The sequence below is a fragment of the Rhizobium oryzihabitans genome, from assembly GCF_010669145.1.
Taxonomy (GTDB): domain Bacteria; phylum Pseudomonadota; class Alphaproteobacteria; order Rhizobiales; family Rhizobiaceae; genus Agrobacterium; species Agrobacterium oryzihabitans.
In genome coordinates this window covers 137608-159793 of record NZ_CP048637.1, presented here as the reverse complement: position 1 = coordinate 159793, position 22186 = coordinate 137608, and the positions used below count along the sequence as shown (strand labels likewise).

The following is a 22186-nucleotide window of genomic DNA, read 5'->3' as shown; positions in this document are numbered from 1 at the left end:
CGTCAACTCTCGGTTTTGTAGTAGCCTTTATTCGCGATTTGGTTCTCCATGGTGATGATTAGTTTCCGCGGCATCTGGAGCAAGAATATCAAGCGGGACAGCACGCAAGGTACCGTCATCGAATTTTAGCGTCATCGTTGCGGCTTTCGGAGGACCCGAATTTCGCATCAGTGAAATGAAAACCGTATCCTGTCCCATGTCCAGTTCCGCTTTTCGGGGGATCACGACGTAGGTGTCCGACAGCGGCACTTGTTCGAAGCCCTTGGATTTGGCCATCGGGCTCACGAGTGTTGCAGTCGAGTACCCTGTGACGTTGACAGAGACAATCGCCATGTCATCGGGCGTACCATTGTAGACAGTGACATATGCTTTATCCGTGACCCCGTCCGGCGCTAAGACCAGTTCGGCATGTTCGATAGTCAAGGCGTCGTAGTCGATTTGATGAGGTTCATTTGTCACGTTAGCCCAGGCGCCGCTCTGACCGGCGAAAAGAAATGCAGTGGCTGCCACACACCAACGTTTTGCTTGATTTGCCATTTATAAATCCTCACATGTTCCGAGCCATTGCTTACATACCTCTCGGTTGTTCGAGGGTTCAGGTTCGCGTGATGGGCTAATTTGTCGCGGCCTGCACCTGCCGCATTTGGAGAGGGAGGTAGCATGCTCACCATTGGAGATCTGTCCAGGACCACGGGTGTCAAGGTACCAACGATCAGATATTATGAACAGATGGGGCTGCTCTCACCGCCGGAACGTTCTGAGGGCAATCAGCGACGTTACTCGAAGACCGAGCAGGAACGCCTCTCATTCATTCGACATGCCCGCGACCTTGGATTGACGATCGAAGCTATTCGCGAGCTTATAGAGCTGAGCCAGCATCCGGAAAAGCCGTGTGCAGAGGCCGACAAGATAGCTGCCGAACAGCTTGTGACAATCCGACAGAAGATCGAGAGATTGAAGAAGCTGGAAGCCGAGCTGGAACGGATCTCAACACACTGCCATTCGAATCAAGTGCGCGATTGCTATGTGATCAGGGCCTTGGCAAACCACGATATGTGCACCACCGAGCACGACTGACTACAGCATTTCACTGCCCAAATACCTCTGAGTACACGGCGATCCCAGTTGGTACCGATCTGAATGATCGGGGCGGTTGGTGGCGAGCTCCAAGTCGCACAGATCGTCCAGACCAAGAGACTGCATCAGGGGTCGCAATCGCCTAGTTCGTGAGGGTCACATCAGGCTGCCCGCCAGCTCACTGAGTGCTTGAAAGTCCTCCGGAAGTAATGGGCAGCTCGGTGCGAGCGCATCAGGAAACGAAATCGACCAACAGCTTCAGGTTCAGCAAAGCGATTACGATGGCGATGATCCAGGCAAAAGCCGAGAGCCAAAGAGGTGCCTTCATCTCTCCCATCTTATCAGCATCGGCTGTGAACATCACCAGCGGGAAAACCGCAAAGGATAGTTGGAGGCTAAGCACGACCTGGGTCAAGATCAGAAGCTGGGCAGTGCCGCTGTCTCCGAAAGCTATAGTGACCCCTGCTGCGGGTATGATGGCGATCCCCCGGGTAATCAGACGGCGAAGCCAAGGTGCAAGCTGGATCTTCAGGAACCCTTCCATCACGATCTGACCCGCAAGCGTCGCGGTAACCGTTGAATTGATACCGCAGCACAAAAGGGCGATTCCGAACAATGTCGGTGCGAAGGCCAAACCGAGCAACGGGGCTAGCAGACTATGAGCCTCACCCAGTTCTGCGACCGAAGTCCGCCCGGTTTCGTGGAACGTAGCGGCCGCCAGAATGAGGATCGAAGCATTGACGAGCAGAGCGAACATCAATGCGACTGTGGAGTCGATCGTCGCGAATTTCAGAGCCTCGCGCTTTTCAGGTAACGTATCGCCAAAGTCCCTCGTCTGCACGATACCGGAGTGGAGGTAGAGATTGTGCGGCATAACGGTCGCACCGAGTATGCCAAGCGCCAGATACAGCATGTCGGGATTCGTGATAATCTCTGTCGTTGGAGCAAAGCCGAGGATCACCTGACCCCAATCCGGATCGGCAAGAGCGATCTGAACCGCAAAGCAGACGGCGATAACGCCGAGCAAAGTTATGACAAGCGCTTCGACCCAACGGAAGCCAAGCTTTTGCAGGTAAAGGATCAAGAATACATCCAGAGCAGTGATGACCACTCCCAGCTCGAGCGGAATACCGAAAAGGAGGTTCAAGCCGATTGCAGTGCCGATTACCTCGGCGATGTCAGTCGCAATGATCGCTATTTCGGCCAGCAGCCACAGCACCATGGCAACCGGTTTGGGGTAGGCATCACGACAGGCCTGCGCCAGGTCTCGCCCCGAGGCGATGGCGAGGCGCGCGCACAGCGACTGAAGGACGATCGCCATGATGTTTGAAATCAGGGCCACCGTGAGCAGCGCGTAGCCGAAGCGTGATCCCCCGGCCAGAGATGTCGCCCAATTGCCTGGGTCCATGTACCCGACCGCGACGAGATAGCCGGGCCCGAAGAAAGCCATTGCCCTTCGGAAAGTGCCCGCTCCTGCCGCGACCTTGATCGACCGGTGCACATCCGAAAGGGACGCCTCTCCCACCGTTTGTTGCCATCCCCTCACCGGTCTGTCCATCGTCCACCGCGCTTTCAAAGCCCACCACTATTGCAATTGCAAATCATTCTCACAAAGAGGCTGCGGACGCAAGCCGGATCGATCAGATCCCACCAATTGGGAACCATTAGGGTGAGAGCGGCGGTGCAAAAGTCGTCCACGGTAGCGGCGGCATAATGCTTCTGCGGGCGGAGTAAAATCCGGCCACCTATTTCCTTTCTGCAATGATCGCAGGAGGGACAGGGGATCTACACCGTGGAATTATACCTCAAGGTTCGCCTGGCTGTTTCCGAAGGGATGACGCAGCGTCAGGCAGCAAAGTATTTCAACATATCGCGCGACAGCGTGGCCAAGATGGTGGCCTATTCGACGCCGCCCGGCTATCAGCGGCGATCACCGATCCGGCGTCCGAAGCTTGATGCGTTCGTTTCGACGATCGACCATTGGCTCGATGAAGACCTGAAGGTGCCGCGCAAGCAGCGCCATACGGCCAAGCGGGTGTTCGACCGCCTGCGCGACGAATGCGGGTTCACCGGCGGCTACACGATCATCAAGGATTATATGCGCGATCGGGATCAGCGCCGACAAGAGGTGTTTGTGCCGCTGTCGCATCCGCCCGGCCATGCGCAGGCGGACTTCGGTGAGGCGACGGTCGTGATTGGCGGCGTGGAGCAGAAGGCGCGCTTCTTCGTGCTCGATCTGCCGCATAGCGACGGCTGCTATGTGCGGGCCTATCCGGCGGCGGTGGCCGAGGCCTGGGTCGACGGCCACATCCATGCATTTGCCTTCTTTGGGGCCGTGCCACAGTCGATCGTCTACGACAACGACCGTTGCCTGGTGGCGAAGATTTTGCCTGACGGCACCCGCAAGCGCGCGACGTTGTTCAGCGGCTTCCTGTCCCACTACCTTATCCGGGATCGCTATGGCCGTCCCGGCAAGGGCAACGACAAGGGGAACGTCGAGGGTCTCGTCGGCTATGCCCGGCGCAACTTCATGGTGCCGATCCCGCAGTTTGCGACATGGGAGGCGTTCAACACCTTTCTGGAGGAGCAGTGCCGGAAGCGCCAGCGCGACAGGCTGCGCGGCGAGAGCGAGACGATCGGCGAGCGCTTGCGGCGCGATCTGGCTGCCATGCGCGCCTTGCCAGCCTCGCCATTTGATGCCTGCGACCAGGCAAGTGCCAAGGTGACGGCGCAGTCGCTGGTGCGCTACAAGACCAACGACTATTCCGTCCCGGTCGCCTATGGCCATCAGGATGTGTGGGTGCGCGGCTATGTCAACGAAGTGGTCATCGGTTGCCGTGGCGAGATCATCGCCCGCCATCCTCGGTGCTGGGAACGGGAAGACGTCGTCTTCGATCCTGTCCATTACCTGCCGCTGATCGAGCAGAAGATCAATTCGCTGGATCAGGCAGCGCCCCTCCAGGGCTGGGACTTGCCGCAAGAGTTCGCTACGCTGCGCCGGTTGATGGAAGGCCGCATGGCCAAGCACGGCCGGCGTGAGTACGTGCAGGTCCTCCGCCTGCTGGAGAGCTTCGAACTCGCCGATCTGCATGCGGCGGTGAAGCAGGCGATCCAGCTTGGCGCCATTGGCTTTGACGCCGTCAAGCATCTGATCCTGTGCCGGGTGGAACGCCGGCCGCCCAGACTGGACCTGTCCATCTACCCCTATCTGCCGAGGGCGACGGTCGAGACGACCTCGGCGAAGGCGTATATGCGTCTCCTGTCGTCGGATGCGGGAGAAGCCGCATGAACACCGAAGCACCCGAGATCCTGCTCGCGCACTATCTCAAGGCCCTGAAGCTGCCGACCTTCCAGCGCGAGCACCAGAAGCTGGCCCGGCTATGCGCAACCGAGGGCGTCGATCACGTCGGCTACCTGTTCCGGCTTGCCGAACGGGAAACGATCGAGCGGGATCGCCGCAAGGTCGAACGTCGCATCAAGGCGGCCAAATTCCCGGTCGTCAAAAGCCTGGATAGCTTCGACTTCACAGCTATCCCCAAGCTCAACAAGATGCAGGTGCTGGAACTGTCCCGCTGCGAATGGATCGAGCGCCGCGAGAACGTCATTGCTCTCGGTCCCAGTGGAACCGGCAAGACGCATGTTGCTCTCGGCCTCGGCCTGGCCGCCTGCCAGAAGGGCTTGTCCGTCGGCTTCACCACGGCCGCCGCCCTGGTCAGTGAGATGATGGAGGCGCGTGATGAGCGGCGTCTTCTCCGCTTCCAGAAGCAAATGGCGGCCTACAAGCTACTGATCATCGACGAGCTGGGCTTCGTCCCGCTATCAAAGACCGGCGCGGAGTTGCTGTTCGAGCTGATCTCGCAACGCTATGAGCGCGGTGCCACCCTGATCACCAGCAATCTGCCTTTCGACGAATGGACCGAAACCCTGGGATCCGAGCGTCTGACCGGCGCGTTGCTCGATCGCATCACCCACCACGTCAACATCCTCGAGATGAACGGCGACAGCTATCGTCTCGCCCAGAGCCGCGCCCGAAAGGCCGGCTGACACCTCTCAAAAAATCGCCGCCCCCGCCTGAGACCCCCGCTCGGGCTACGCCCTCCCGGCGGTCTCAGGCGGCCGCCATAGTGGCCGACTTTTGCTCCGCCCCGTGGCCGGTTTTTACTCCGCCGTTGACAAGCTGCGCGAACAAAACATAACAATCGATAAAATTGCACCTAAATTGTTTGCCCGATAGTGGCAGCCGATCCTCATAAGTCATTGCAACAAACGGGGACGACTTATGACTGTCAGGTTTATGTTCGCAATAATCGCAATAATGACGACCTCGATGGGGGTGGCGTGGAATCCCGATGCGGCGGCTCTGGATGCCATGCCGATCGCCGGACCGACTACCCAGCCAATTGGTCATTTTGAATTCTGTGAACGCCTGCCCGGAGAATGCCGCCCCCGCGTTGCAGATCGCGGGCCGATGAAGCTGACGCCAGAGACCTGGAGTCGCCTTGTCGATGTGAACCGTAAGGTGAACCTGATCCCGGCGATGACAGATATGGAGAGGTATGGTGTCGAAGAATACTGGACCTATCCGGTCGACGCAGCCGACTGCGAAGACTTCGTTCTTCAGAAGCGGAAGCTCCTGATGGAACGTGGGTTCTCGCCCTCCAACCTGCTGATCACAGTAGTGCTTCAACCGGACGGATCGGGTCACGCTGTGTTGGCGGTCCGGTCAGGACTGGGTGACTTCGTGCTCGACAATCTGCGTGCGGAGATCAGGAAATGGTCGGAAACCGAGTACACCTATCTGAAGCGTCAGGACTCGCGTGATCCCGGCAAGTGGGTGAAAATCAATGACGGTCGTGATACGATTGCCGTGGGCGGCATTCGGTGATCAGCGGCATGTTGTACTCTGACCGTCGTTGTTGACGATCACAATACTGCAAGCATGAACGTCGCCAGCACCAGCCCCCCAAGAAAGGCCGCAACCATCGTGGTCGTCCGCGCGTTCGGGCGTTCCGGTATCGTTGTCCGCGATGAGTTCTCGTCGGGTGACTGACCAGCGTTGGTAGTCCCGGCTAACGGCTCCTGATGCAGTGCCTGGCCTTCTGGAGATGATGAATCCATCTCCTCCAGTGCTCTGTCCAGCATTACGCAGGTGATCGTCGTTTCATCGAATTTCACTTCGAACTCGAGTTTCCGACTGCTTTCAATTTTATCGAGAGCTTTGACAGCAGCGGCCTGCTCGCTATCAGCTTCAACGAGTGATCGATGGGTGACAAGAAAAAATGGCATTCGCTCGCCAACAACTCTCGAGGTGAAAGAGAGCCGGAGACAGTCAGATCGCGCCCGGAGGCTTCCCCATGACTGCATCCAGACTTGTGATTTGGTCCGTGTGTTCGGTATGGACCAACGGTTTACCGAACACACGAATGAGCAATTAGCTTGATAAACTGGATGAAGTCAGCGCTCTTACGGCATATTTTTCATCATCTCCGGTGACATGGGCATCATGTTGGTGTTGAGGTGATACATAACCCAGATTGATCCGACGAGCACGATGACAAGGATCACGATCGTAAAAATCAGTGCCATCATGGTCCACCCTCCTTCAGAGCGGCTGTTCATGTGCAGGAAGTAGGTCATGTGGACAAGCATCTGGATGCCGCCAAGGATCATGATCGCCGCGATCGTTATCATCTTGCTCTCGATGACGTCGCCCATCACAAGCCAGAACGGGATGGCCGTCAGAATAAGCGACAGGATGAATCCCGTCATGTAGCTCTTGAGAGAACTACGCCCCGAGCGGTGACCGGAATGCCCTCCGTGTGCTCCATTATGAGAAGAATTCGACGTCATGCGACAACTCCCATAAGATAGACCACTGAGAAGACACCGATCCAGATGAGGTCGAGGAAGTGCCAGAACATTGACAGGCACATCAGTCGTCGATGGTTCTCCGGAGTGAGGCCAAACTTCGACACCTGTATCATAAGCACCACAAGCCAGATGACCCCAAACATGACATGGAGGCCATGCGTGCCGACGAGGGCGAAGAATGACGACAGGAAGGCGGACCGCTGGGGACCAGCACCCTCCGCGATCAGATGATAGAATTCGTATGCCTCCAGCCCCAGGAATGCGAGGCCGAGCAGGCCTGTGACACCAAGCCAGAAGATCGTCGCACCCTTTGCATTGCTCTCGGCACGGATCATCGCAACACCATAGGTAATCGATGACACCAGCAGGATTACCGTCGCAACCCCGATCAACCTGAGATCGAAAAGATCGCCAGGTGCAGGACCGGCCGCGTAATTACGACCGAGCACCGCATAGGTGGCGAAGAGAGCCGCGAAAATAAGCAGGTCACTCATCAGATAGAGCCAGAAGCCCAGGTTCGTGCTTCCTTCAGGATGATGTTCCTCATCGAGATGGAATTTCTTGTCAGCCCGGGGGCGTGAATCGGGTTTGCCATGTCAGTTCCCCTGGGCGAGCAGCTTCGAACGTGCGTCTTCGACCTCGGCAACTGTTGCTGCCGGGATATAAAAGTCGCGGTTGTAGTTGAAGGTGTGGGCGATCGAGATGATAATGATCGCTGCGAATGATACGATGGCGAGCCACCAGATGTACCAGATGAGCGCAAAGGCGAGCGCGATGCTGATACCGGAAAGGATGACACCGGCACCAGTATTTCTGGGCATGTGAATCGCCTTGTATCCGGCCAGTGGTCTCGCGTATCCACATTCCTTCATGTCGTGCCATGCGTCCATCTCATGGACCACTGGAGTGAAAGCGAAGTTGTATTCTGGCGGCGGCGAGGAAGTAGCCCATTCCAGGGTTCGGCCACCCCATGGATCGCCCGTCGTGCAGCGGAGCTGGTCGCGTCTCATCACGCTGACGACCATCTGGATAATGAAGAACAGGATACCGAGTGCAATCAGGCCCGCCCCGAATGCGGCGATGATGAACCAGATCTGTAACGAGGGATCATCAAACTGCGAAACTCTGCGCGTCACGCCCATTAGTCCGAGCACATAGAGCGGCATGAAGGCGACGAAGAAACCGATCTGCCAGAACCAGAAGCTCATCTTGCCCCAGAACGGATCGAGCTTGAAACCGAAGGCCTTCGGCCACCAATAGGTTACTCCTGCCATCAGGCCGAACAGCACGCCGCCGATGATGACGTTGTGGAAGTGGGCAATCAGGAAGAGCGAATTGTGCAGCACAAAGTCAGCAGGAGGTATAGCCAGCATGACGCCTGTCATACCGCCGATGACGAATGTCACCATAAAGCCGATCAACCAGTACATCGGCAGTTCGTAACGGATCCTTCCCTTGTACATCGTGAACAGCCAGTTGAACATCTTCGCACCCGTCGGGATCGAAATGATCATCGTTGCTATTCCAAAGAAGGCGTTGACGGACGCACCTGCTCCCATCGTGAAGAAATGATGCAGCCAGACCACATAAGAAAGAAGCATGATCGTACATGTCGCGTAGACCATCGACGCGTAGCCGAACAGCCGCTTGCCCGAGAACGTAGATGCAACTTCCGAAAAGATGCCAAAAGCCGGGAGGATCAGGATGTAAACTTCCGGATGACCCCACATCCAGATCAGGTTCACGTACATCATCGGGTTACCGCCGAGATCGTTCGTGAAGAAGTTGGTGTCCAGATAGCGGTCTGCGGTCAGCAGCGCAAGCGTTGCAGTCAATATCGGGAATGTCGCCACGATCAGGATGTTGGTGCAAAGCGAGGTCCAAGTGAAAACAGGCATTTTCATCAGAGACATCCCCGGTGCGCGCATCTTGACGATGGTCGCAACGAGGTTGATGCCCGACAGCGTTGTTCCGATGCCGGCTACCTGCAAACCCCAGATGTAGTAGTCCACACCGACGCCAGGGCTGTAATCGGCACCCGACAACGGCGGATAGGCCAACCAGCCGGTCTTTGCGAATTCTCCTACGAATAGCGAGATCATGATGATGATCGCACCCGCCGTCGTCATCCAGAATGAGAAATTGTTCAGGAACGGAAATGACACATCGCGAGCACCGATCTGGAGCGGCACAATGTAGTTCATGAACCCTGTTATGAACGGCATGGCGACAAAAAAGATCATGATCACGCCGTGGGCGGTGAATATCTGATCATAGTGGTCGGCGTTCAGGTATCCCTCGTTGCCGTTGAAGGCGATGGCCTGCTGAATACGCATCATGATCGCGTCGGCGAAGCCGCGCAGAAGCATGACGAGCGCCAGAACGATGTACATGATGCCGATCTTTTTGTGATCGACAGATGTGAACCATTCCCTCCAGAGATAACCCCACAGTTTGTATTTCGTAATCAATCCCACGATGGCCAGGCCACCGATAACCACGGCAACAAACGTGCTGCGGATGATTGGATCGTAAGGGATCGCTTCCCAGGTGAGCCGCCCGAAGACGAGTTGAGCGAGTGTTAGATTTTCGAACATCTTATCTGTCGAATCCTTCAGGGTTTTGCGGGCACTTCAGCGTCGAGCCGGTCGGGTGCCTGCCCGCTCTCATCGCTTTCGGGTGTGGTGGGATGCTGCATGTTCTTCATGCTATGGTTCATCGGCATCGACGGCTGGCTCACCTTGCTATCGATGACGTTCGCGGGGCTCTCGCCGCGGGTTGGGGTGCCTGTGACAGGGGCGGGTGCGACATCGTTGTCTTCGGCTGCGCCGGTCGTCCGGCGGTTGTCGTATTCCAGGCGCGCCCGGTTTTCCCGGCTCTCCACACCTGCCCCGCCCATCTTGTCGATGTGCATCATCTCATCCATGCACATCTGGCCTTCACGGGCGCACATGTTGAGCACCGAGCGGTAGAGACCTTCCTGCACCGTGGAGTAATAACGTACAGGTTCGGCCGTGCTCGGTTTCTCAAGCTTCAAGTAACTGTCCCGGTTGAGTGCCGTGCCGGTCCGTTTGACACGCGCGACCCATTGATCGAAATCACCCTGGTTCAATCCAAGGAACTTGAACCGCATCTGAGAGAAGCCGTCTCCACTATAGTTGGCAGAAAGACCATCGTAGGTGCCGGTCTCGTTGATGACGGCATGGAGTTTCGTCTGCATTCCGGGCATGGCATAGATCATCCCGGCGAGCGCCGGCACATAGAATGCATTCATGACCGATGATGCAGTCAGCTTGAAGTTGATCGGTACATCTACGGGCGCAGCAAGCTCATTAACCGTAGCAATTCCGTACTCCGGATAGAAGAACAGCCATTTCCAATCGAGTGCGACCACTTCTACGGTGATCGGCCTGATGTCGGGTGTAACAGGACGATTTGCATCGATCCTGTCGAGTGGGCGATATGGGTCAAGTCTGTGAGTGCTGATCCACGTGATAGTTCCCAGCGCGATGATGATGGCAAGCGGCGCTGACCAGATCACCATCTCAAGTTTTACGGAGTGATGCCACTCCGGGTCATATTTCGCCTTCTTGTTGGAATGGCGGTAATGCCAGGCAAAATAGAAGGTGAGAAACAGGACCGGTACGATGATGAGGAGCATCAGCACGGTTGCGATGACGATGAGATCCGCCTGCTGACGTGCAATATCGCCGGATGGCGACATTACGACCATCTTGCATCCACCGAGCGGGAGCAAAAAGGTGCCAACAGCGAGGAGAAAGAGCTTTTTTGACAAAGACACCTTCGACTCCCGATGTAAGGGATTATGATTTCAGGATGGAATCCGGCTGCTCTTGAGAAGTCCCGATACGTAGCTCACACGCTCCGCCAGATATCGGCGAAGAATGGCTTGGGCGTAAGAGATCCATGGTCGAACTGATTCAGTAAGACGTACGTGCACAGTGCCGAACAGATTGCCTTAGCTCAGGTATTTTGGCGGGCGCGAGATCAGATAGATCTGGCTTTCACGAAGGAGGTCCGCGGATACGGAATATCGCAGTCCTTCCGAGAATCTAAAATCATACAGTTCTGCTTGTAGAGACCGCTGCTCGCAGCGGACGTGATGGTCGGCCTCAGACAAGAGGAGTTTCCTGTTATCCACCGGTGAACCTCGTTCCTGCACGAAGGTAGCGACACCGGGCGGAACGAATGTGCGATTTTCCAACGGAGTCGAGCAGAGGCTTCCGGAGATGATCTGAATGAAGATCATCGTCAGGACAGCCACGGTCTTCCAACTGGTTAAAACGCTGCGGATCATTCGTTCCAGACAAGCAAAATGACATAAATCAACAGATGACTAGCAAAGGTCGAACTGAAACAAAAGCTGCCAATCTGTGACTGCGCCAATTTGTCCCTGATGATAAGGCGCACTCCATCACGAGCCTTACACAATTAGTTGAGACCCGACCTTAGCTGTCAGCAAGCGCTTGAACCTCAAGCTACTAGAGATCGTAGAATTGTACGGAATCAGTAATGTGGAGGATTCAAACGTGTCCTTCAAATGGGGATATGCATGCTCAAACCGCGTCTGATGAAACGTCGGTCACTCGTCGCTCTATCTGGTGGTGCATTGGCATCAGCCGTCTTTGGAAGCCCGGTTTCTACAGCGGCGGCTGTCGTCAGGCCCGCCAGTCAAATGGAACCGAGCGAACGTGAGCTTGAGGCCCGCTACGCTGCAAGGAGCGACGGCGGCTACCGGTTACCTAGAGTTCCCTTTCGAAAGATCGACCCGAGATACTATCGGCAGCGCGTTGAAAACCTCACCGGCGAGCCTGCGGGCGTTGTTGTCGTCGATGTTCGCAACAGGTTCCTCTATCTCACTGAAGATGCTGGCACGGCAATGAGATACGGTATCGGTATCGGGCGCGCGGGCTTCACCTGGTCGGGTGAAGGAATAATCCAGTGGCGGCAGAAATGGCCCCAGTGGACACCGCCTCCGGAGATGATAGCGAGACAACCAGAGCTACAGAAATATTCATATGCGAACGGCGGCCAGGCACCCGGCCCCAATAATCCGCTTGGTGCTCGTGCTCTCTACATCTTCCAGCATGGCAAGGACACGCTTTACCGGCTTCACGGCACCACGGACTGGCGTTCAATCGGCCACGCCGTTTCGTCAGGCTGCGTTCGCCTCATCAATCAGGATGTGATGGAGCTTTATGAAACCGTCCCGTCAAAGGCCCGGATTGTCGTCATGCAACAGGGAATCCGATGAAGGCATCATTAAACAAGATCACAGCCAGAGCCGCTCTCGTCCTTCTCTGGGTTGCCGCGCTATGCTTGATCGATCTCACCACGAAGTATCTGGTTGTAACCGAATTGATGGATCCACCGAGAGTAATCCCGGTAACCCCATTCTTCAACCTGATGCTTGCCTATAACCCGGGTGTCAGCTTCGGCCTTTTCTCCGACACGATGGGATCGGCTCCACGACTGTTCGCGCTGCTTCAAGGCGTAATCGTGATAGCGCTGGTGATCTGGGCGGTAATGGCAAAGACTGTTGCAGAGCGGGTTTCGATCACGGCGGTTGCAGGAGGCGCGAGCGGCAATGTCATCGATCGCTTCTGGAACCTGAGCGTCACGGACTATCTGGATTTCCACGCCTTCGGTTGGTCATGGCCAGCCTTCAATCTGGCAGACGTATTCATCGTCTGTGGGGCCTTCCTTCTTGTCGCGATCTCATTGCGTCCGGACCGACATGCGACTTCGTTGGGGAAGACATGATTGTCAGGCGTAGCGACACGATCGCAGTGGAACTTGATCTCAACAACTCATCCTCATATCAAAATTCTGTGCTGGATACCCCATCACGTTTCGATAGCGTCAGTTTCTTTTCAAACTCGAACAAACCGCAGTGGTTCGACGCTGCATGTCATGACTGGAGTATTCATATGCTGACAATCGGTGATTTATCGAAGACGACTGGGGTAAAGGTTCCGACGATCAGATATTACGAGCAGATGGGGCTTCTCTCGCATACGGAACGCTCGGAAGGAAATCAGCGACGCTATTCGAAGACGGAACGTGAGCGGCTGTCCTTCATAAAGCACGCACGCGAGCTGGGACTGACGATCGAGGCCATCCGCGAACTCATCGATCTTAGTCAGCATCCGGAGAAACCTTGCGAGGAAGCTGACGGTATTGCCGCCAAGCAACTCGTAACCGTCCGTGAGAAGATCCAGCGCCTAAAAAAATTGGAAGCAGAACTGGAGCGGATCTCAACGCACTGCAATTCCAACCAGGTACGCGACTGCTACGTAATTCGGGCTCTTGCCAACCACTGTCTTTGCTCGACGGAACACGACTGACAGGTTGCTCGTTTCGAGCTACGTTTCGTTCATCTCGTCTGCAATCTGGGTAACTGATGACCCTTTCAACCACCGCCTACATTAGGGCTTTCCGTTGAGATGAGGGCGCTGCCGCCGGAAAGCGCTCCTATTTTCAGTATAGGAAATGAAGATAGCAGAAGGGTCTGAAGCCTTCTCGCCAGTCTCAGGAAGCTCAGGGTTTCTTCGCCCATGAGAATATACTTGGCGGCCCATCATAAATCATAATCATCTTCGCATCCTTCCGTGTCAGAGGGCGAATTTCGTTACGTTAGGACGCGACGAAATCCACAAGAAGCTTGATGTTCAGGAGGGCGATCACGATTGCAATCAGCCAAGCGAAAGCAGTCAGCCAGTAAGGAGCCGTCAGTTCCCCCATCTTCGCCCGGTCGGATGTGAACATCACAAGCGGGAACACTGCGAACGAGAGTTGAAGACTGAGCACCACCTGTGTCAGGATTAAGAGTTGCGCTGTTCCACCGTCTCCAAACAATATCGTAACCCCGGCAGCCGGAATAATGGCGATACCGCGTGTGATCAATCGTCGTAGCCAGGGCGCGAGCCTGATGTTCAAAAAGCCTTCCATGACAATCTGTCCAGCCAGTGTCGCCGTAACCGTCGAATTGATACCGCAGCATAGGAGCGCGATACCGAACAACGTTGGGGCGATTGCAAGACCGAGCAGCGGTGCAAGAAGGCTATGCGCTTCACCGAGTTCGGCCACCGTCGTCTGGCCTGTCTTGTGGAATGTGGCCGCTGCGAGGATCAGAATTGAGGCATTCACGAGCAACGCAAACATCAGGGCGATTGTCGAGTCGAGGGTGGCGAACTTGAGTGCCTCCCGCTTCTGGGGGACTGTTGTGCCGTAAGCGCGTGTCTGCACGATCCCTGAGTGGAGATACAGATTGTGCGGCATGACGGTTGCACCAAGAATCCCTAGCGCGAGGTACAGCATATCCGGGTTGGTGACGATCTCTGTGGTCGGGGCAAATCCGAGGATGACTTGTCCCCAGTCGGGATCCGCAAGCGCGATCTGGATGGTGAAGCAGACGGTAATCACACCCAGCAACGTGATTACGAGCGCTTCGACCCAACGGAAACCTAGCTTCTGGAGATACAGGATGAGGAAGACGTCCAGTGCCGTGATGACGACTCCCAGTTCCAGTGGGATGCCGAAGATCAGGTTGAGCCCGATCGCAGTGCCGATCACCTCCGCTATGTCGGTAGCGATGATCGCTATTTCTGCCAGGATCCAGAGGACGATGCCGACCGGTCGAGGGAAGGCATCGCGGCAAGCCTGCGCAAGGTCTCGCCCGGAGCCGATCGCGAGACGGGCGCAGAGCGACTGGAGCACGATCGCCATGATGTTCGACACAAGTGCTACCGTCAAAAGCGCATAGCCGAAGCGGGATCCGCCGGCGAGAGAGGTCGCCCAGTTTCCAGGATCCATATACCCGACTGCCACCAGGTAGCCTGGACCAAAGAAAGCCATGGCCCGGCGAAATGTGCCCTGCCCGGTCGCCACCGCGATGGATCGATGCACGTCAGACAGCGACGCTTCCCCTCCGGCCCGCCGCCAGCCCTTTACCGGACTGTCCATAGATTCACCTACGATTCTTGGTTTTTGCTTAGTTGCTATTGCAAATCATTCGCATGAAGTTTGAGAATTGACAAGTGCATTTTCCAAGGCGGGCGATGAACCGGGATCTGCTCGGGTCGCACCTGCTCTGATGCCGTTCAGCATCGAAATACAAGAGGAACCCAGCAAGTATCATCGCACTCAACCATATTAGCAGTCGCCTGAGGCTTCACCAGACAACTGCGGAGGGATTGTCGACCCTGAGGTTGATAGAGGTCCTGTGAAAACGCTCTAGGCCACTAATCATGGATCTTGATGGCCGGAATGATCCTCGCCCGACTCTCGTTTCGGCTTCTGCACAACGAACTCGACCTCCACTGCTCCTGCTTTCTCGAACAGGAGCGTCGCCTTGAACTTCTCACCTTCGACCGGCCGATTTATGGGCTTGACCAGCATTATGTGGGTTCCACCGGGTTGAAGCGCCAAGGTAGCACCGGGGGCAATTTCGAGGCCTTGCTTCGCCGGACGCATTTTCGCTACCCCATCCACCAGGGAGGACTCGTGGATTTCCAGTCTCTCGGCGATGTTAGTCGTGCCACCGACAAGACGGTCAGACTCCTGTCCGGTGTTGACGATCGTCACATAGCCACCCAGCACCGGAGCGACCGGAGGAGCCAGTGCCGACCAAGGGTGCCTAAGTTCCAGCTTTCCTGCCTTGAAGTCATGTGCAAACGCCGTTCCAGCAAGCAGACATGCAAAGATTGTCGCGGCGACGCGGATTGTCGAATTCGATCTCTTGTTCATTGCTTCCTCCTTCTCACTGCGACACCGTCTGACCGTCTTGGTACTGGAAAAGCTCCTTTGGATTCCAGACAGCGAGGACCCCGACCAGACTGAATACGACCGAGGTCGCTACCATCAGCAGGATCCCTCCAAATACAATTTTCCTGATCATTTTACTGCCTTCAACGTATGGGGCGCAGGAGGCGCAAGGCGTTTATCGTAACAAGCACAGTTGCACCCGTATCTGCCAGGATAGCGGGCCAGAGGCCAGTGATTCCCATAATGGTGGTGACGAGAAACACAGCCTTGAGGCCGAGCGCGATGGTGATATTCTGAAAAATGTTTCGCATCGTACGCTTCGAAAGATCGACCATGAGAGCGACATCCCCGACTCTGCCGTGGAGTACCGCGGCATCGGCGGTCTCCAGCGCGACGTCCGTGCCGCCACCCATGGCGATGCCTATATCTGCCGCAGCGAGAGCGGGAGCATCGTTGATGCCATCCCCGATCTTGCCGACCACGTAACCTTCCTGTTTGAGTTCGCCAACAATACGCTGCTTGTCCTCAGGCATCAGTTCTGCACGAACTTCAATGCCAAGCTGAGCGCCAATGGCTGATGCCGTGCGAGCGTTGTCGCCCGTAAGCATGATTGCTTTGATCCCGAGATCGGTCAGTGCCTTAAGGCCCTCGATCGCGTCCGCTCGGGGTTCGTCGCGCATGGCGATGGCACCTGCAAGTACATCGCCGATTACCAAAACGGATACAGTCTTGCCATCCTCGTTCAGAGAGGTAATCTGCAGCGAATGCGCTATCGGAATCGTCACACGCTCGGCAGCAGCCTTCGGAGATCCGAGGAAGACTTCCACGCCGTCGATGACCGCGCTAACGCCTTTGCCGCCGAGTGCCTTGGCATCGGTCGAAGCTGGAGCATCGAGCCCGTCTTCATCCGCTCTGGCGAGGATCGCGACCGCCAGCGGATGGCTTGATCCGGTTTCAAGTGCCGCAGCATAACGGAGTACCTCGGGACTACTGCGGCCGAAAGGAATAACATCCGTCACCTTGGGCTTTCCTTCGGTCAACGTCCCCGTCTTGTCGAACGCGACTGCAGTCACCCTGCCGACCCCTTCGAGAACTGCGCCGCCCTTCATGAGAAGGCCGCGCCGTGCGCCCGCCGACAGTGAAGCGGCAATGGCAGCAGGTGTCGAAATGACGAGGGCGCAAGGGCAGCCGATCAAAAGGATCGCAAGCCCCTTGTAAATCCATTCACTCCATTCGCCGCCAACAAGTAAAGGTGGGATGATGGAAACCAACGCGGCAACGACAACCACGCCCGGTGTATAGTATCTCGAAAAGCGATCGATGAACCGCTCTGTCGGAGCCTTCGATTCCTGGGCTTCCTCGACCAGGCGGACGACGCGAGCAATGGTGTTGTCTTCGGCTGCAGCGGTGACACGAACGCGCAGTGCCGCGTCGCCGTTGACGGTACCTGCGAATACGTTATCACCGATCACCTTGCGGACCGGTACGCTTTCACCCGTCACGGGTGCCTCATCGACAGAACTTTCACCTGACATTATCACGCCATCGGCCGAAATCCTGTCACCGGGGCGAACAAGTATAATTGAACCGACAGCAAGCACCTCTGCCGGAACCTCGCGGGTCTTCCCACCCTCTTCCAGCAAAGCCGTCTTGGGCACGAGGTTTGTCAGAGACTTGATACTGTCGCGAGCCTTGCCAGCCGCAACGCCCTCGAGGAGCTCACCAACAAGGAATAGAAAGACAACGGCCGCCGCCTCTTCGGTAGCGTTAATAATCAATGCGCCGACAGCGGCGATCGTCATCAGCATCTCAATGGAGAAGGGAGTGCCTGCCCTCGCAGCCATAAAAGCACGACGGGCGATGGGTATAAGGCCAACCAACATGGCGATGATGAAGGCGTAAGTATCTATGGCCGGAACCAGATTGCCGATAGCATATGCGGCAGTCAGAGATCCGCCTGCGATTATCGTCAGGCGCCCCTTGCGGCTACTCCACCACGGCCCTTCGCTTGGCCTATGATCATGACCGTGAAGACCCTCCAACTCAACGTCCGCTGACGCCTGTCCGTTGGTATGGCCAGCATCGTCTTGCGATCCTGAATAAGTAGCGGGGGACCGCTTCGCGGTAGGAATGATCGGTGCGACCGAGTATCCAAGGCCAGAAACCTGCTTCTCAATAGCTTTGAGATCAGCGAACGCGTGCTTGACCGTCATCGTCCCCGAGGTCACCGAGACACTAACATCTTCAACACCCGGAATGCGACGGACGGCAGTGTCGATCTTGCTTGCACATGAAGCACAATCCATTCCACCAACGTGGAAACGGGCCTGACCATCCGGGATCGGCCTCTGGCTTGATTGAGAGGTTGCAGAGTGATCGTGCCCACCGTTGTTCTCATGGGTATGGTCGTGGGAGTGCGTCTCGTTGCCATGCTTGTTCATGCAAGCAAAGCCATGCTCGTGGGGAGTCGTACCATGATCGTGCGCCTGCGCGTGCTCATCAGGTGAATGATCATGATCGTGGGAACAGCCTGGCCCATGGACGTGTTCTATAGCAGATGGCACCGCTTTAGACTTGGCGGGAATAAGCTTCGTCGGATATCCAAGGCCGGTGACCTTTTTTCCCATATCCTCGACATCGATTGTGTCGTCATGCTCGACTGTCATGGTCCCGGCGGAGACGGAAATCGAAACATCTTGAACGCCAGGCATGCGCCTGATCGCCGTATCGATTTTGGTTGCACACGAAGCGCAGTCCATGCCCTCGATCCGGAATCTCGTCTGAAGTGGCTCAACCATATCATGTATCCCCATATTGATACGGCAAGCTTTACGACCTCTAGCCACTAGAGACGCAATGGGAAATTTTTGCTCTTTTGCATTTCGGTGAAAACTGCTGGATTTCACGATATCCGTGACGAGTTCTCGGAAGCGAACAGATTATTGCATACTCGCTTTGATATATTATTAAAGCTAATATGTTAAACTTACCGTCTCGGCTCTTTATGCTCAATGTGGTGAAATGAATGACTTCTGTCCGCAACGGTAAGCTTGGAAAAAGTCTGCTTTTTATTTCGATTTGCAGTTTGAGCGGCGTTCTTTCTGCATTGATATTCGGAAGTAGCCTCTGGCTATTCGATATTGTTTTCCTGTTCTGGCCCTACGTCACTCTATCCGCTTTTTGCCTGCTGCTCGCGACGTTCCTTCTTGGGGAGCGACCGGCGCGGCTTTTGTGTTCCCTTGCATTTCTGGCAAGTCTGATGCCGTTCTTTATGCAGCCTCAGGCACCGCAGGGGGCTGCGGACAGGAATTTACGCGTTATCTCAGCCAACCTGCTGATGCACAATGATGCGGAACCTGGGGGTTTTCTGCGGTTTCTGACGGAGCAACAGCCAGATGTCCTCTTTCTTCAAGAGACTGAAGACCGCTGGCAGAAAGCAATCGCGGCTAGCGGCCTGTTTGGCTATCAAAGCAGTTCTAACCTGCCAGCGCGCGACGATATGAAAGTCTTTTCGCGTCTTCCTATTCTCTCGGAGGTCAGGCTTTCGTCCGCGCAGGCGTATGAGCGATATCCGATGCGCCTCGTTCTGGGGACGGAAAATGATCCGCTGATTCTTTATGCACTACATCCCGATACACCGCGTTCGCCAGCCCGCTGGAAAGGCCGAAACGCTTATCTCGACGGATTGGCGGATGCTGTCCTGTCTGAAAAAGAGGGCGCGAAGCTTATTGTTGCCGGTGACTGGAACACACCGCCGTGGTCACCCTACTTTGCGAGATTTTTTGAGAAAAGCGGATTATTCTTCGCACGTGCAAGCAATGTTCCTGTGATGACACGATTCAGCCGTCGGCTACCGTTCAGATTCGGTTCCATGAGAGCGGCGGTGCAAAAGTCGTCCACGGTAGCGGCGGCATAATGCTTCTGCGGGCGGAGTAAAATCCGGCCACCTATTTCCTTTCTGCAATGATCGCAGGAGGGACAGGGGATCTACACCGTGGAATTATACCTCAAGGTTCGCCTGGCTGTTTCCGAAGGGATGACGCAGCGTCAGGCAGCAAAGTATTTCAACATATCGCGCGACAGCGTGGCCAAGATGGTGGCCTATTCGACGCCGCCCGGCTATCAGCGGCGATCACCGATCCGGCGTCCGAAGCTTGATGCGTTCGTTTCGACGATCGACCATTGGCTCGATGAAGACCTGAAGGTGCCGCGCAAGCAGCGCCATACGGCCAAGCGGGTGTTCGACCGCCTGCGCGACGAATGCGGGTTCACCGGCGGCTACACGATCATCAAGGATTATATGCGCGATCGGGATCAGCGCCGACAAGAGGTGTTTGTGCCGCTGTCGCATCCGCCCGGCCATGCGCAGGCGGACTTCGGTGAGGCGACGGTCGTGATTGGCGGCGTGGAGCAGAAGGCGCGCTTCTTCGTGCTCGATCTGCCGCATAGCGACGGCTGCTATGTGCGGGCCTATCCGGCGGCGGTGGCCGAGGCCTGGGTCGACGGCCACATCCATGCATTTGCCTTCTTTGGGGCCGTGCCACAGTCGATCGTCTACGACAACGACCGTTGCCTGGTGGCGAAGATTTTGCCTGACGGCACCCGCAAGCGCGCGACGTTGTTCAGCGGCTTCCTGTCCCACTACCTTATCCGGGATCGCTATGGCCGTCCCGGCAAGGGCAACGACAAGGGGAACGTCGAGGGTCTCGTCGGCTATGCCCGGCGCAACTTCATGGTGCCGATCCCGCAGTTTGCGACATGGGAGGCGTTCAACACCTTTCTGGAGGAGCAGTGCCGGAAGCGCCAGCGCGACAGGCTGCGCGGCGAGAGCGAGACGATCGGCGAGCGCTTGCGGCGCGATCTGGCTGCCATGCGCGCCTTGCCAGCCTCGCCATTTGATGCCTGCGACCAGGCAAGTGCCAAGGTGACGGCGCAGTCGCTGGTGCGCTACAAGACCAACGACTATTCCGTCCCGGTCGCCTATGGCCATCAGGATGTGTGGGTGCGCGGCTATGTCAACGAAGTGGTCATCGGTTGCCGTGGCGAGATCATCGCCCGCCATCCTCGGTGCTGGGAACGGGAAGACGTCGTCTTCGATCCTGTCCATTACCTGCCGCTGATCGAGCAGAAGATCAATTCGCTGGATCAGGCAGCGCCCCTCCAGGGCTGGGACTTGCCGCAAGAGTTCGCTACGCTGCGCCGGTTGATGGAAGGCCGCATGGCCAAGCACGGCCGGCGTGAGTACGTGCAGGTCCTCCGCCTGCTGGAGAGCTTCGAACTCGCCGATCTGCATGCGGCGGTGAAGCAGGCGATCCAGCTTGGCGCCATTGGCTTTGACGCCGTCAAGCATCTGATCCTGTGCCGGGTGGAACGCCGGCCGCCCAGACTGGACCTGTCCATCTACCCCTATCTGCCGAGGGCGACGGTCGAGACGACCTCGGCGAAGGCGTATATGCGTCTCCTGTCGTCGGATGCGGGAGAAGCCGCATGAACACCGAAGCACCCGAGATCCTGCTCGCGCACTATCTCAAGGCCCTGAAGCTGCCGACCTTCCAGCGCGAGCACCAGAAGCTGGCCCGGCTATGCGCAACCGAGGGCGTCGATCACGTCGGCTACCTGTTCCGGCTTGCCGAACGGGAAACGATCGAGCGGGATCGCCGCAAGGTCGAACGTCGCATCAAGGCGGCCAAATTCCCGGTCGTCAAAAGCCTGGATAGCTTCGACTTCACAGCTATCCCCAAGCTCAACAAGATGCAGGTGCTGGAACTGTCCCGCTGCGAATGGATCGAGCGCCGCGAGAACGTCATTGCTCTCGGTCCCAGTGGAACCGGCAAGACGCATGTTGCTCTCGGCCTCGGCCTGGCCGCCTGCCAGAAGGGCTTGTCCGTCGGCTTCACCACGGCCGCCGCCCTGGTCAGTGAGATGATGGAGGCGCGTGATGAGCGGCGTCTTCTCCGCTTCCAGAAGCAAATGGCGGCCTACAAGCTACTGATCATCGACGAGCTGGGCTTCGTCCCGCTATCAAAGACCGGCGCGGAGTTGCTGTTCGAGCTGATCTCGCAACGCTATGAGCGCGGTGCCACCCTGATCACCAGCAATCTGCCTTTCGACGAATGGACCGAAACCCTGGGATCCGAGCGTCTGACCGGCGCGTTGCTCGATCGCATCACCCACCACGTCAACATCCTCGAGATGAACGGCGACAGCTATCGTCTCGCCCAGAGCCGCGCCCGAAAGGCCGGCTGACACCTCTCAAAAAATCGCCGCCCCCGCCTGAGACCCCCGCTCGGGCTACGCCCTCCCGGCGGTCTCAGGCGGCCGCCATAGTGGCCGACTTTTGCTCCGCCCCGTGGCCGGTTTTTACTCCGCCGTTGACAGGTTCCATGATTGACCATATCGCGGTTTCGGGTGCTTTAAGACTGGCAAGTTGGCGGGTCGGCCCCGATTTTGG

Annotated in this window: 19 protein-coding genes and 1 pseudogene; 10 read left to right on the top strand and 10 right to left on the bottom strand. The window is 56.7% G+C overall.

The features are described from left to right. Positions 1–27: 27 nt before the first annotated feature. Complete coding sequence (locus tag G3A56_RS26425; protein ID WP_035228721.1) at positions 28–537, bottom strand: copper chaperone PCu(A)C; 510 nt, start codon at positions 535–537, stop codon at positions 28–30. Between the two features lie 123 nt (positions 538–660). Between G3A56_RS26425 and G3A56_RS26420 the strand changes: the two genes are divergently transcribed. Next, a complete protein-coding gene (locus tag G3A56_RS26420) occupies positions 661–1077 on the top strand; it encodes a MerR family transcriptional regulator (protein ID WP_035228718.1) in 417 nt (138 codons plus the stop codon). A gap of 232 nt (positions 1078–1309) precedes the next feature. On the opposite strand, the gene G3A56_RS26415 is transcribed toward G3A56_RS26420, so the two are convergent. After that, positions 1310–2635, bottom strand: coding sequence for an Nramp family divalent metal transporter (locus G3A56_RS26415; RefSeq protein WP_035228715.1), 1326 nt, complete (start codon positions 2633–2635; stop codon positions 1310–1312). A gap of 234 nt (positions 2636–2869) precedes the next feature. Between G3A56_RS26415 and istA (G3A56_RS26410) the strand changes: the two genes are divergently transcribed. From istA (G3A56_RS26410) to G3A56_RS26400, 3 genes are all read left to right on the top strand, one after another. Further along, complete coding sequence (gene istA, locus G3A56_RS26410; RefSeq protein ID WP_137039966.1) at positions 2870–4366, top strand: IS21 family transposase; 1497 nt, start codon at positions 2870–2872, stop codon at positions 4364–4366. Next, entirely contained in the window at positions 4363–5121 is a 759-nt protein-coding gene (gene istB, locus G3A56_RS26405) for an IS21-like element helper ATPase IstB (RefSeq protein ID WP_082182890.1), read from the top strand. Before istA (G3A56_RS26410) ends, istB (G3A56_RS26405) begins: the two co-directional genes overlap by 4 nt. 235 nt (positions 5122–5356) lie before the next feature. Beyond that, complete coding sequence (locus G3A56_RS26400) at positions 5357–5962, top strand: transglutaminase-like cysteine peptidase (RefSeq protein WP_037093094.1); 606 nt, start codon at positions 5357–5359, stop codon at positions 5960–5962. Positions 5963–6000: 38 nt separating this feature from the next. Here G3A56_RS26400 and G3A56_RS26395 read toward each other — a convergent pair whose 3' ends face one another. The 5 genes and pseudogenes from G3A56_RS26395 to cyoA form a co-directional block, all read right to left on the bottom strand. After that, positions 6001–6363 carry a hypothetical protein gene (locus G3A56_RS26395; protein ID WP_003501174.1) on the bottom strand — a complete coding sequence of 121 codons (363 nt, stop codon included), beginning with the start codon at positions 6361–6363 and terminating at the stop codon, positions 6001–6003. Positions 6364–6540: 177 nt separating this feature from the next. Beyond that, the gene (cyoD, locus tag G3A56_RS26390) at positions 6541–6927 is read right to left on the bottom strand and encodes a cytochrome o ubiquinol oxidase subunit IV (RefSeq protein WP_035243662.1); all 387 of its coding nucleotides are present in this window, start codon (positions 6925–6927) and stop codon (positions 6541–6543) included. Beyond that, positions 6924–7508: pseudogene (gene cyoC / locus G3A56_RS26385) on the bottom strand (cytochrome o ubiquinol oxidase subunit III); the annotation flags it as partial. The gene cyoD and the pseudogene cyoC, both read right to left, overlap by 4 nt. A 36-nt stretch (positions 7509–7544) precedes the next feature. Further along, complete coding sequence (gene cyoB / locus G3A56_RS26380) at positions 7545–9545, bottom strand: cytochrome o ubiquinol oxidase subunit I (protein ID WP_062428156.1); 2001 nt, start codon at positions 9543–9545, stop codon at positions 7545–7547. A 17-nt stretch (positions 9546–9562) separates the two neighbouring features. Further along, positions 9563–10681, bottom strand: coding sequence for a ubiquinol oxidase subunit II (gene cyoA, locus G3A56_RS26375; RefSeq protein WP_107341912.1), 1119 nt, complete (start codon positions 10679–10681; stop codon positions 9563–9565). 840 nt (positions 10682–11521) lie between these two features. On the opposite strand from cyoA, the gene G3A56_RS26370 reads away from it, so the two are divergent. The 3 genes from G3A56_RS26370 (at position 11522) to G3A56_RS26360 (ending at position 13316) form a co-directional block, all read left to right on the top strand. Then, a complete protein-coding gene (locus tag G3A56_RS26370) occupies positions 11522–12223 on the top strand; it encodes a L,D-transpeptidase (RefSeq protein ID WP_164056919.1) in 702 nt (233 codons plus the stop codon). After that, positions 12220–12732: a signal peptidase II gene (gene lspA / locus G3A56_RS26365; RefSeq protein WP_052820775.1), complete on the top strand. Its 513-nt coding sequence runs from the start codon at positions 12220–12222 to the stop codon at positions 12730–12732. Before G3A56_RS26370 ends, lspA begins: the two co-directional genes overlap by 4 nt. Before the next feature lie 167 nt (positions 12733–12899). Beyond that, positions 12900–13316: a MerR family transcriptional regulator gene (locus tag G3A56_RS26360; RefSeq protein WP_052820789.1), complete on the top strand. Its 417-nt coding sequence runs from the start codon at positions 12900–12902 to the stop codon at positions 13314–13316. A gap of 289 nt (positions 13317–13605) precedes the next feature. On the opposite strand, the gene G3A56_RS26355 is transcribed toward G3A56_RS26360, so the two are convergent. The 3 genes from G3A56_RS26355 to G3A56_RS26345 all read right to left on the bottom strand — a co-directional run bounded on the left by G3A56_RS26355 (position 13606) and on the right by G3A56_RS26345 (position 18533). After that, positions 13606–14934, bottom strand: coding sequence for an Nramp family divalent metal transporter (locus tag G3A56_RS26355; protein WP_003501192.1), 1329 nt, complete (start codon positions 14932–14934; stop codon positions 13606–13608). Between the two features lie 282 nt (positions 14935–15216). Further along, the gene (locus tag G3A56_RS26350) at positions 15217–15717 is read right to left on the bottom strand and encodes a copper chaperone PCu(A)C (protein WP_062428154.1); all 501 of its coding nucleotides are present in this window, start codon (positions 15715–15717) and stop codon (positions 15217–15219) included. A 161-nt stretch (positions 15718–15878) separates the two neighbouring features. Next, positions 15879–18533, bottom strand: a complete 2655-nt coding sequence (locus G3A56_RS26345; protein WP_137088042.1) for a heavy metal translocating P-type ATPase — start codon at positions 18531–18533, stop codon at positions 15879–15881. 227 nt (positions 18534–18760) lie between these two features. Between G3A56_RS26345 and G3A56_RS26340 the strand changes: the two genes are divergently transcribed. The 3 genes from G3A56_RS26340 to istB (G3A56_RS26330) all read left to right on the top strand — a co-directional run bounded on the left by G3A56_RS26340 (position 18761) and on the right by istB (G3A56_RS26330) (position 21981). Further along, entirely contained in the window at positions 18761–19651 is an 891-nt protein-coding gene (locus G3A56_RS26340; RefSeq protein WP_137067690.1) for an endonuclease/exonuclease/phosphatase family protein, read from the top strand. A gap of 78 nt (positions 19652–19729) precedes the next feature. Beyond that, a complete protein-coding gene (gene istA, locus G3A56_RS26335) occupies positions 19730–21226 on the top strand; it encodes an IS21 family transposase (RefSeq protein ID WP_137039966.1) in 1497 nt (498 codons plus the stop codon). Then, the gene (istB, locus tag G3A56_RS26330) at positions 21223–21981 is read left to right on the top strand and encodes an IS21-like element helper ATPase IstB (protein ID WP_082182890.1); all 759 of its coding nucleotides are present in this window, start codon (positions 21223–21225) and stop codon (positions 21979–21981) included. The genes istA (G3A56_RS26335) and istB (G3A56_RS26330) overlap by 4 nt, the downstream gene beginning before the upstream one ends. The last annotated feature ends 205 nt before the right edge of the window (positions 21982–22186 follow it).

Excerpts from the sequence above, each read along its gene's own strand:
- G3A56_RS26425 (WP_035228721.1), bottom strand. The coding sequence starts at position 537 with ATGGCAAATCAAGCAAAACGTTGGTGTGTGGCAGCCACTGCATTTCTT.
- G3A56_RS26420 (WP_035228718.1), top strand. The coding sequence starts at position 661 with ATGCTCACCATTGGAGATCTGTCCAGGACCACGGGTGTCAAGGTACCA.
- G3A56_RS26415 (WP_035228715.1), bottom strand. The coding sequence starts at position 2,635 with ATGGACAGACCGGTGAGGGGATGGCAACAAACGGTGGGAGAGGCGTCC.
- istB (WP_082182890.1), top strand. The coding sequence starts at position 4,363 with ATGAACACCGAAGCACCCGAGATCCTGCTCGCGCACTATCTCAAGGCC.
- G3A56_RS26400 (WP_037093094.1), top strand. The coding sequence starts at position 5,357 with ATGACTGTCAGGTTTATGTTCGCAATAATCGCAATAATGACGACCTCG.
- G3A56_RS26395 (WP_003501174.1), bottom strand. The coding sequence starts at position 6,363 with ATGCCATTTTTTCTTGTCACCCATCGATCACTCGTTGAAGCTGATAGC.
- cyoD (WP_035243662.1), bottom strand. The coding sequence starts at position 6,927 with ATGACGTCGAATTCTTCTCATAATGGAGCACACGGAGGGCATTCCGGT.
- cyoB (WP_062428156.1), bottom strand. The coding sequence starts at position 9,545 with ATGTTCGAAAATCTAACACTCGCTCAACTCGTCTTCGGGCGGCTCACC.
- cyoA (WP_107341912.1), bottom strand. The coding sequence starts at position 10,681 with ATGGTCGTAATGTCGCCATCCGGCGATATTGCACGTCAGCAGGCGGAT.
- G3A56_RS26370 (WP_164056919.1), top strand. The coding sequence starts at position 11,522 with ATGCTCAAACCGCGTCTGATGAAACGTCGGTCACTCGTCGCTCTATCT.
- lspA (WP_052820775.1), top strand. The coding sequence starts at position 12,220 with ATGAAGGCATCATTAAACAAGATCACAGCCAGAGCCGCTCTCGTCCTT.
- G3A56_RS26360 (WP_052820789.1), top strand. The coding sequence starts at position 12,900 with ATGCTGACAATCGGTGATTTATCGAAGACGACTGGGGTAAAGGTTCCG.
- G3A56_RS26355 (WP_003501192.1), bottom strand. The coding sequence starts at position 14,934 with ATGGACAGTCCGGTAAAGGGCTGGCGGCGGGCCGGAGGGGAAGCGTCG.
- G3A56_RS26350 (WP_062428154.1), bottom strand. The coding sequence starts at position 15,717 with ATGAACAAGAGATCGAATTCGACAATCCGCGTCGCCGCGACAATCTTT.
- G3A56_RS26345 (WP_137088042.1), bottom strand. The coding sequence starts at position 18,533 with ATGGTTGAGCCACTTCAGACGAGATTCCGGATCGAGGGCATGGACTGC.
- G3A56_RS26340 (WP_137067690.1), top strand. The coding sequence starts at position 18,761 with ATGACTTCTGTCCGCAACGGTAAGCTTGGAAAAAGTCTGCTTTTTATT.
- istB (WP_082182890.1), top strand. The coding sequence starts at position 21,223 with ATGAACACCGAAGCACCCGAGATCCTGCTCGCGCACTATCTCAAGGCC.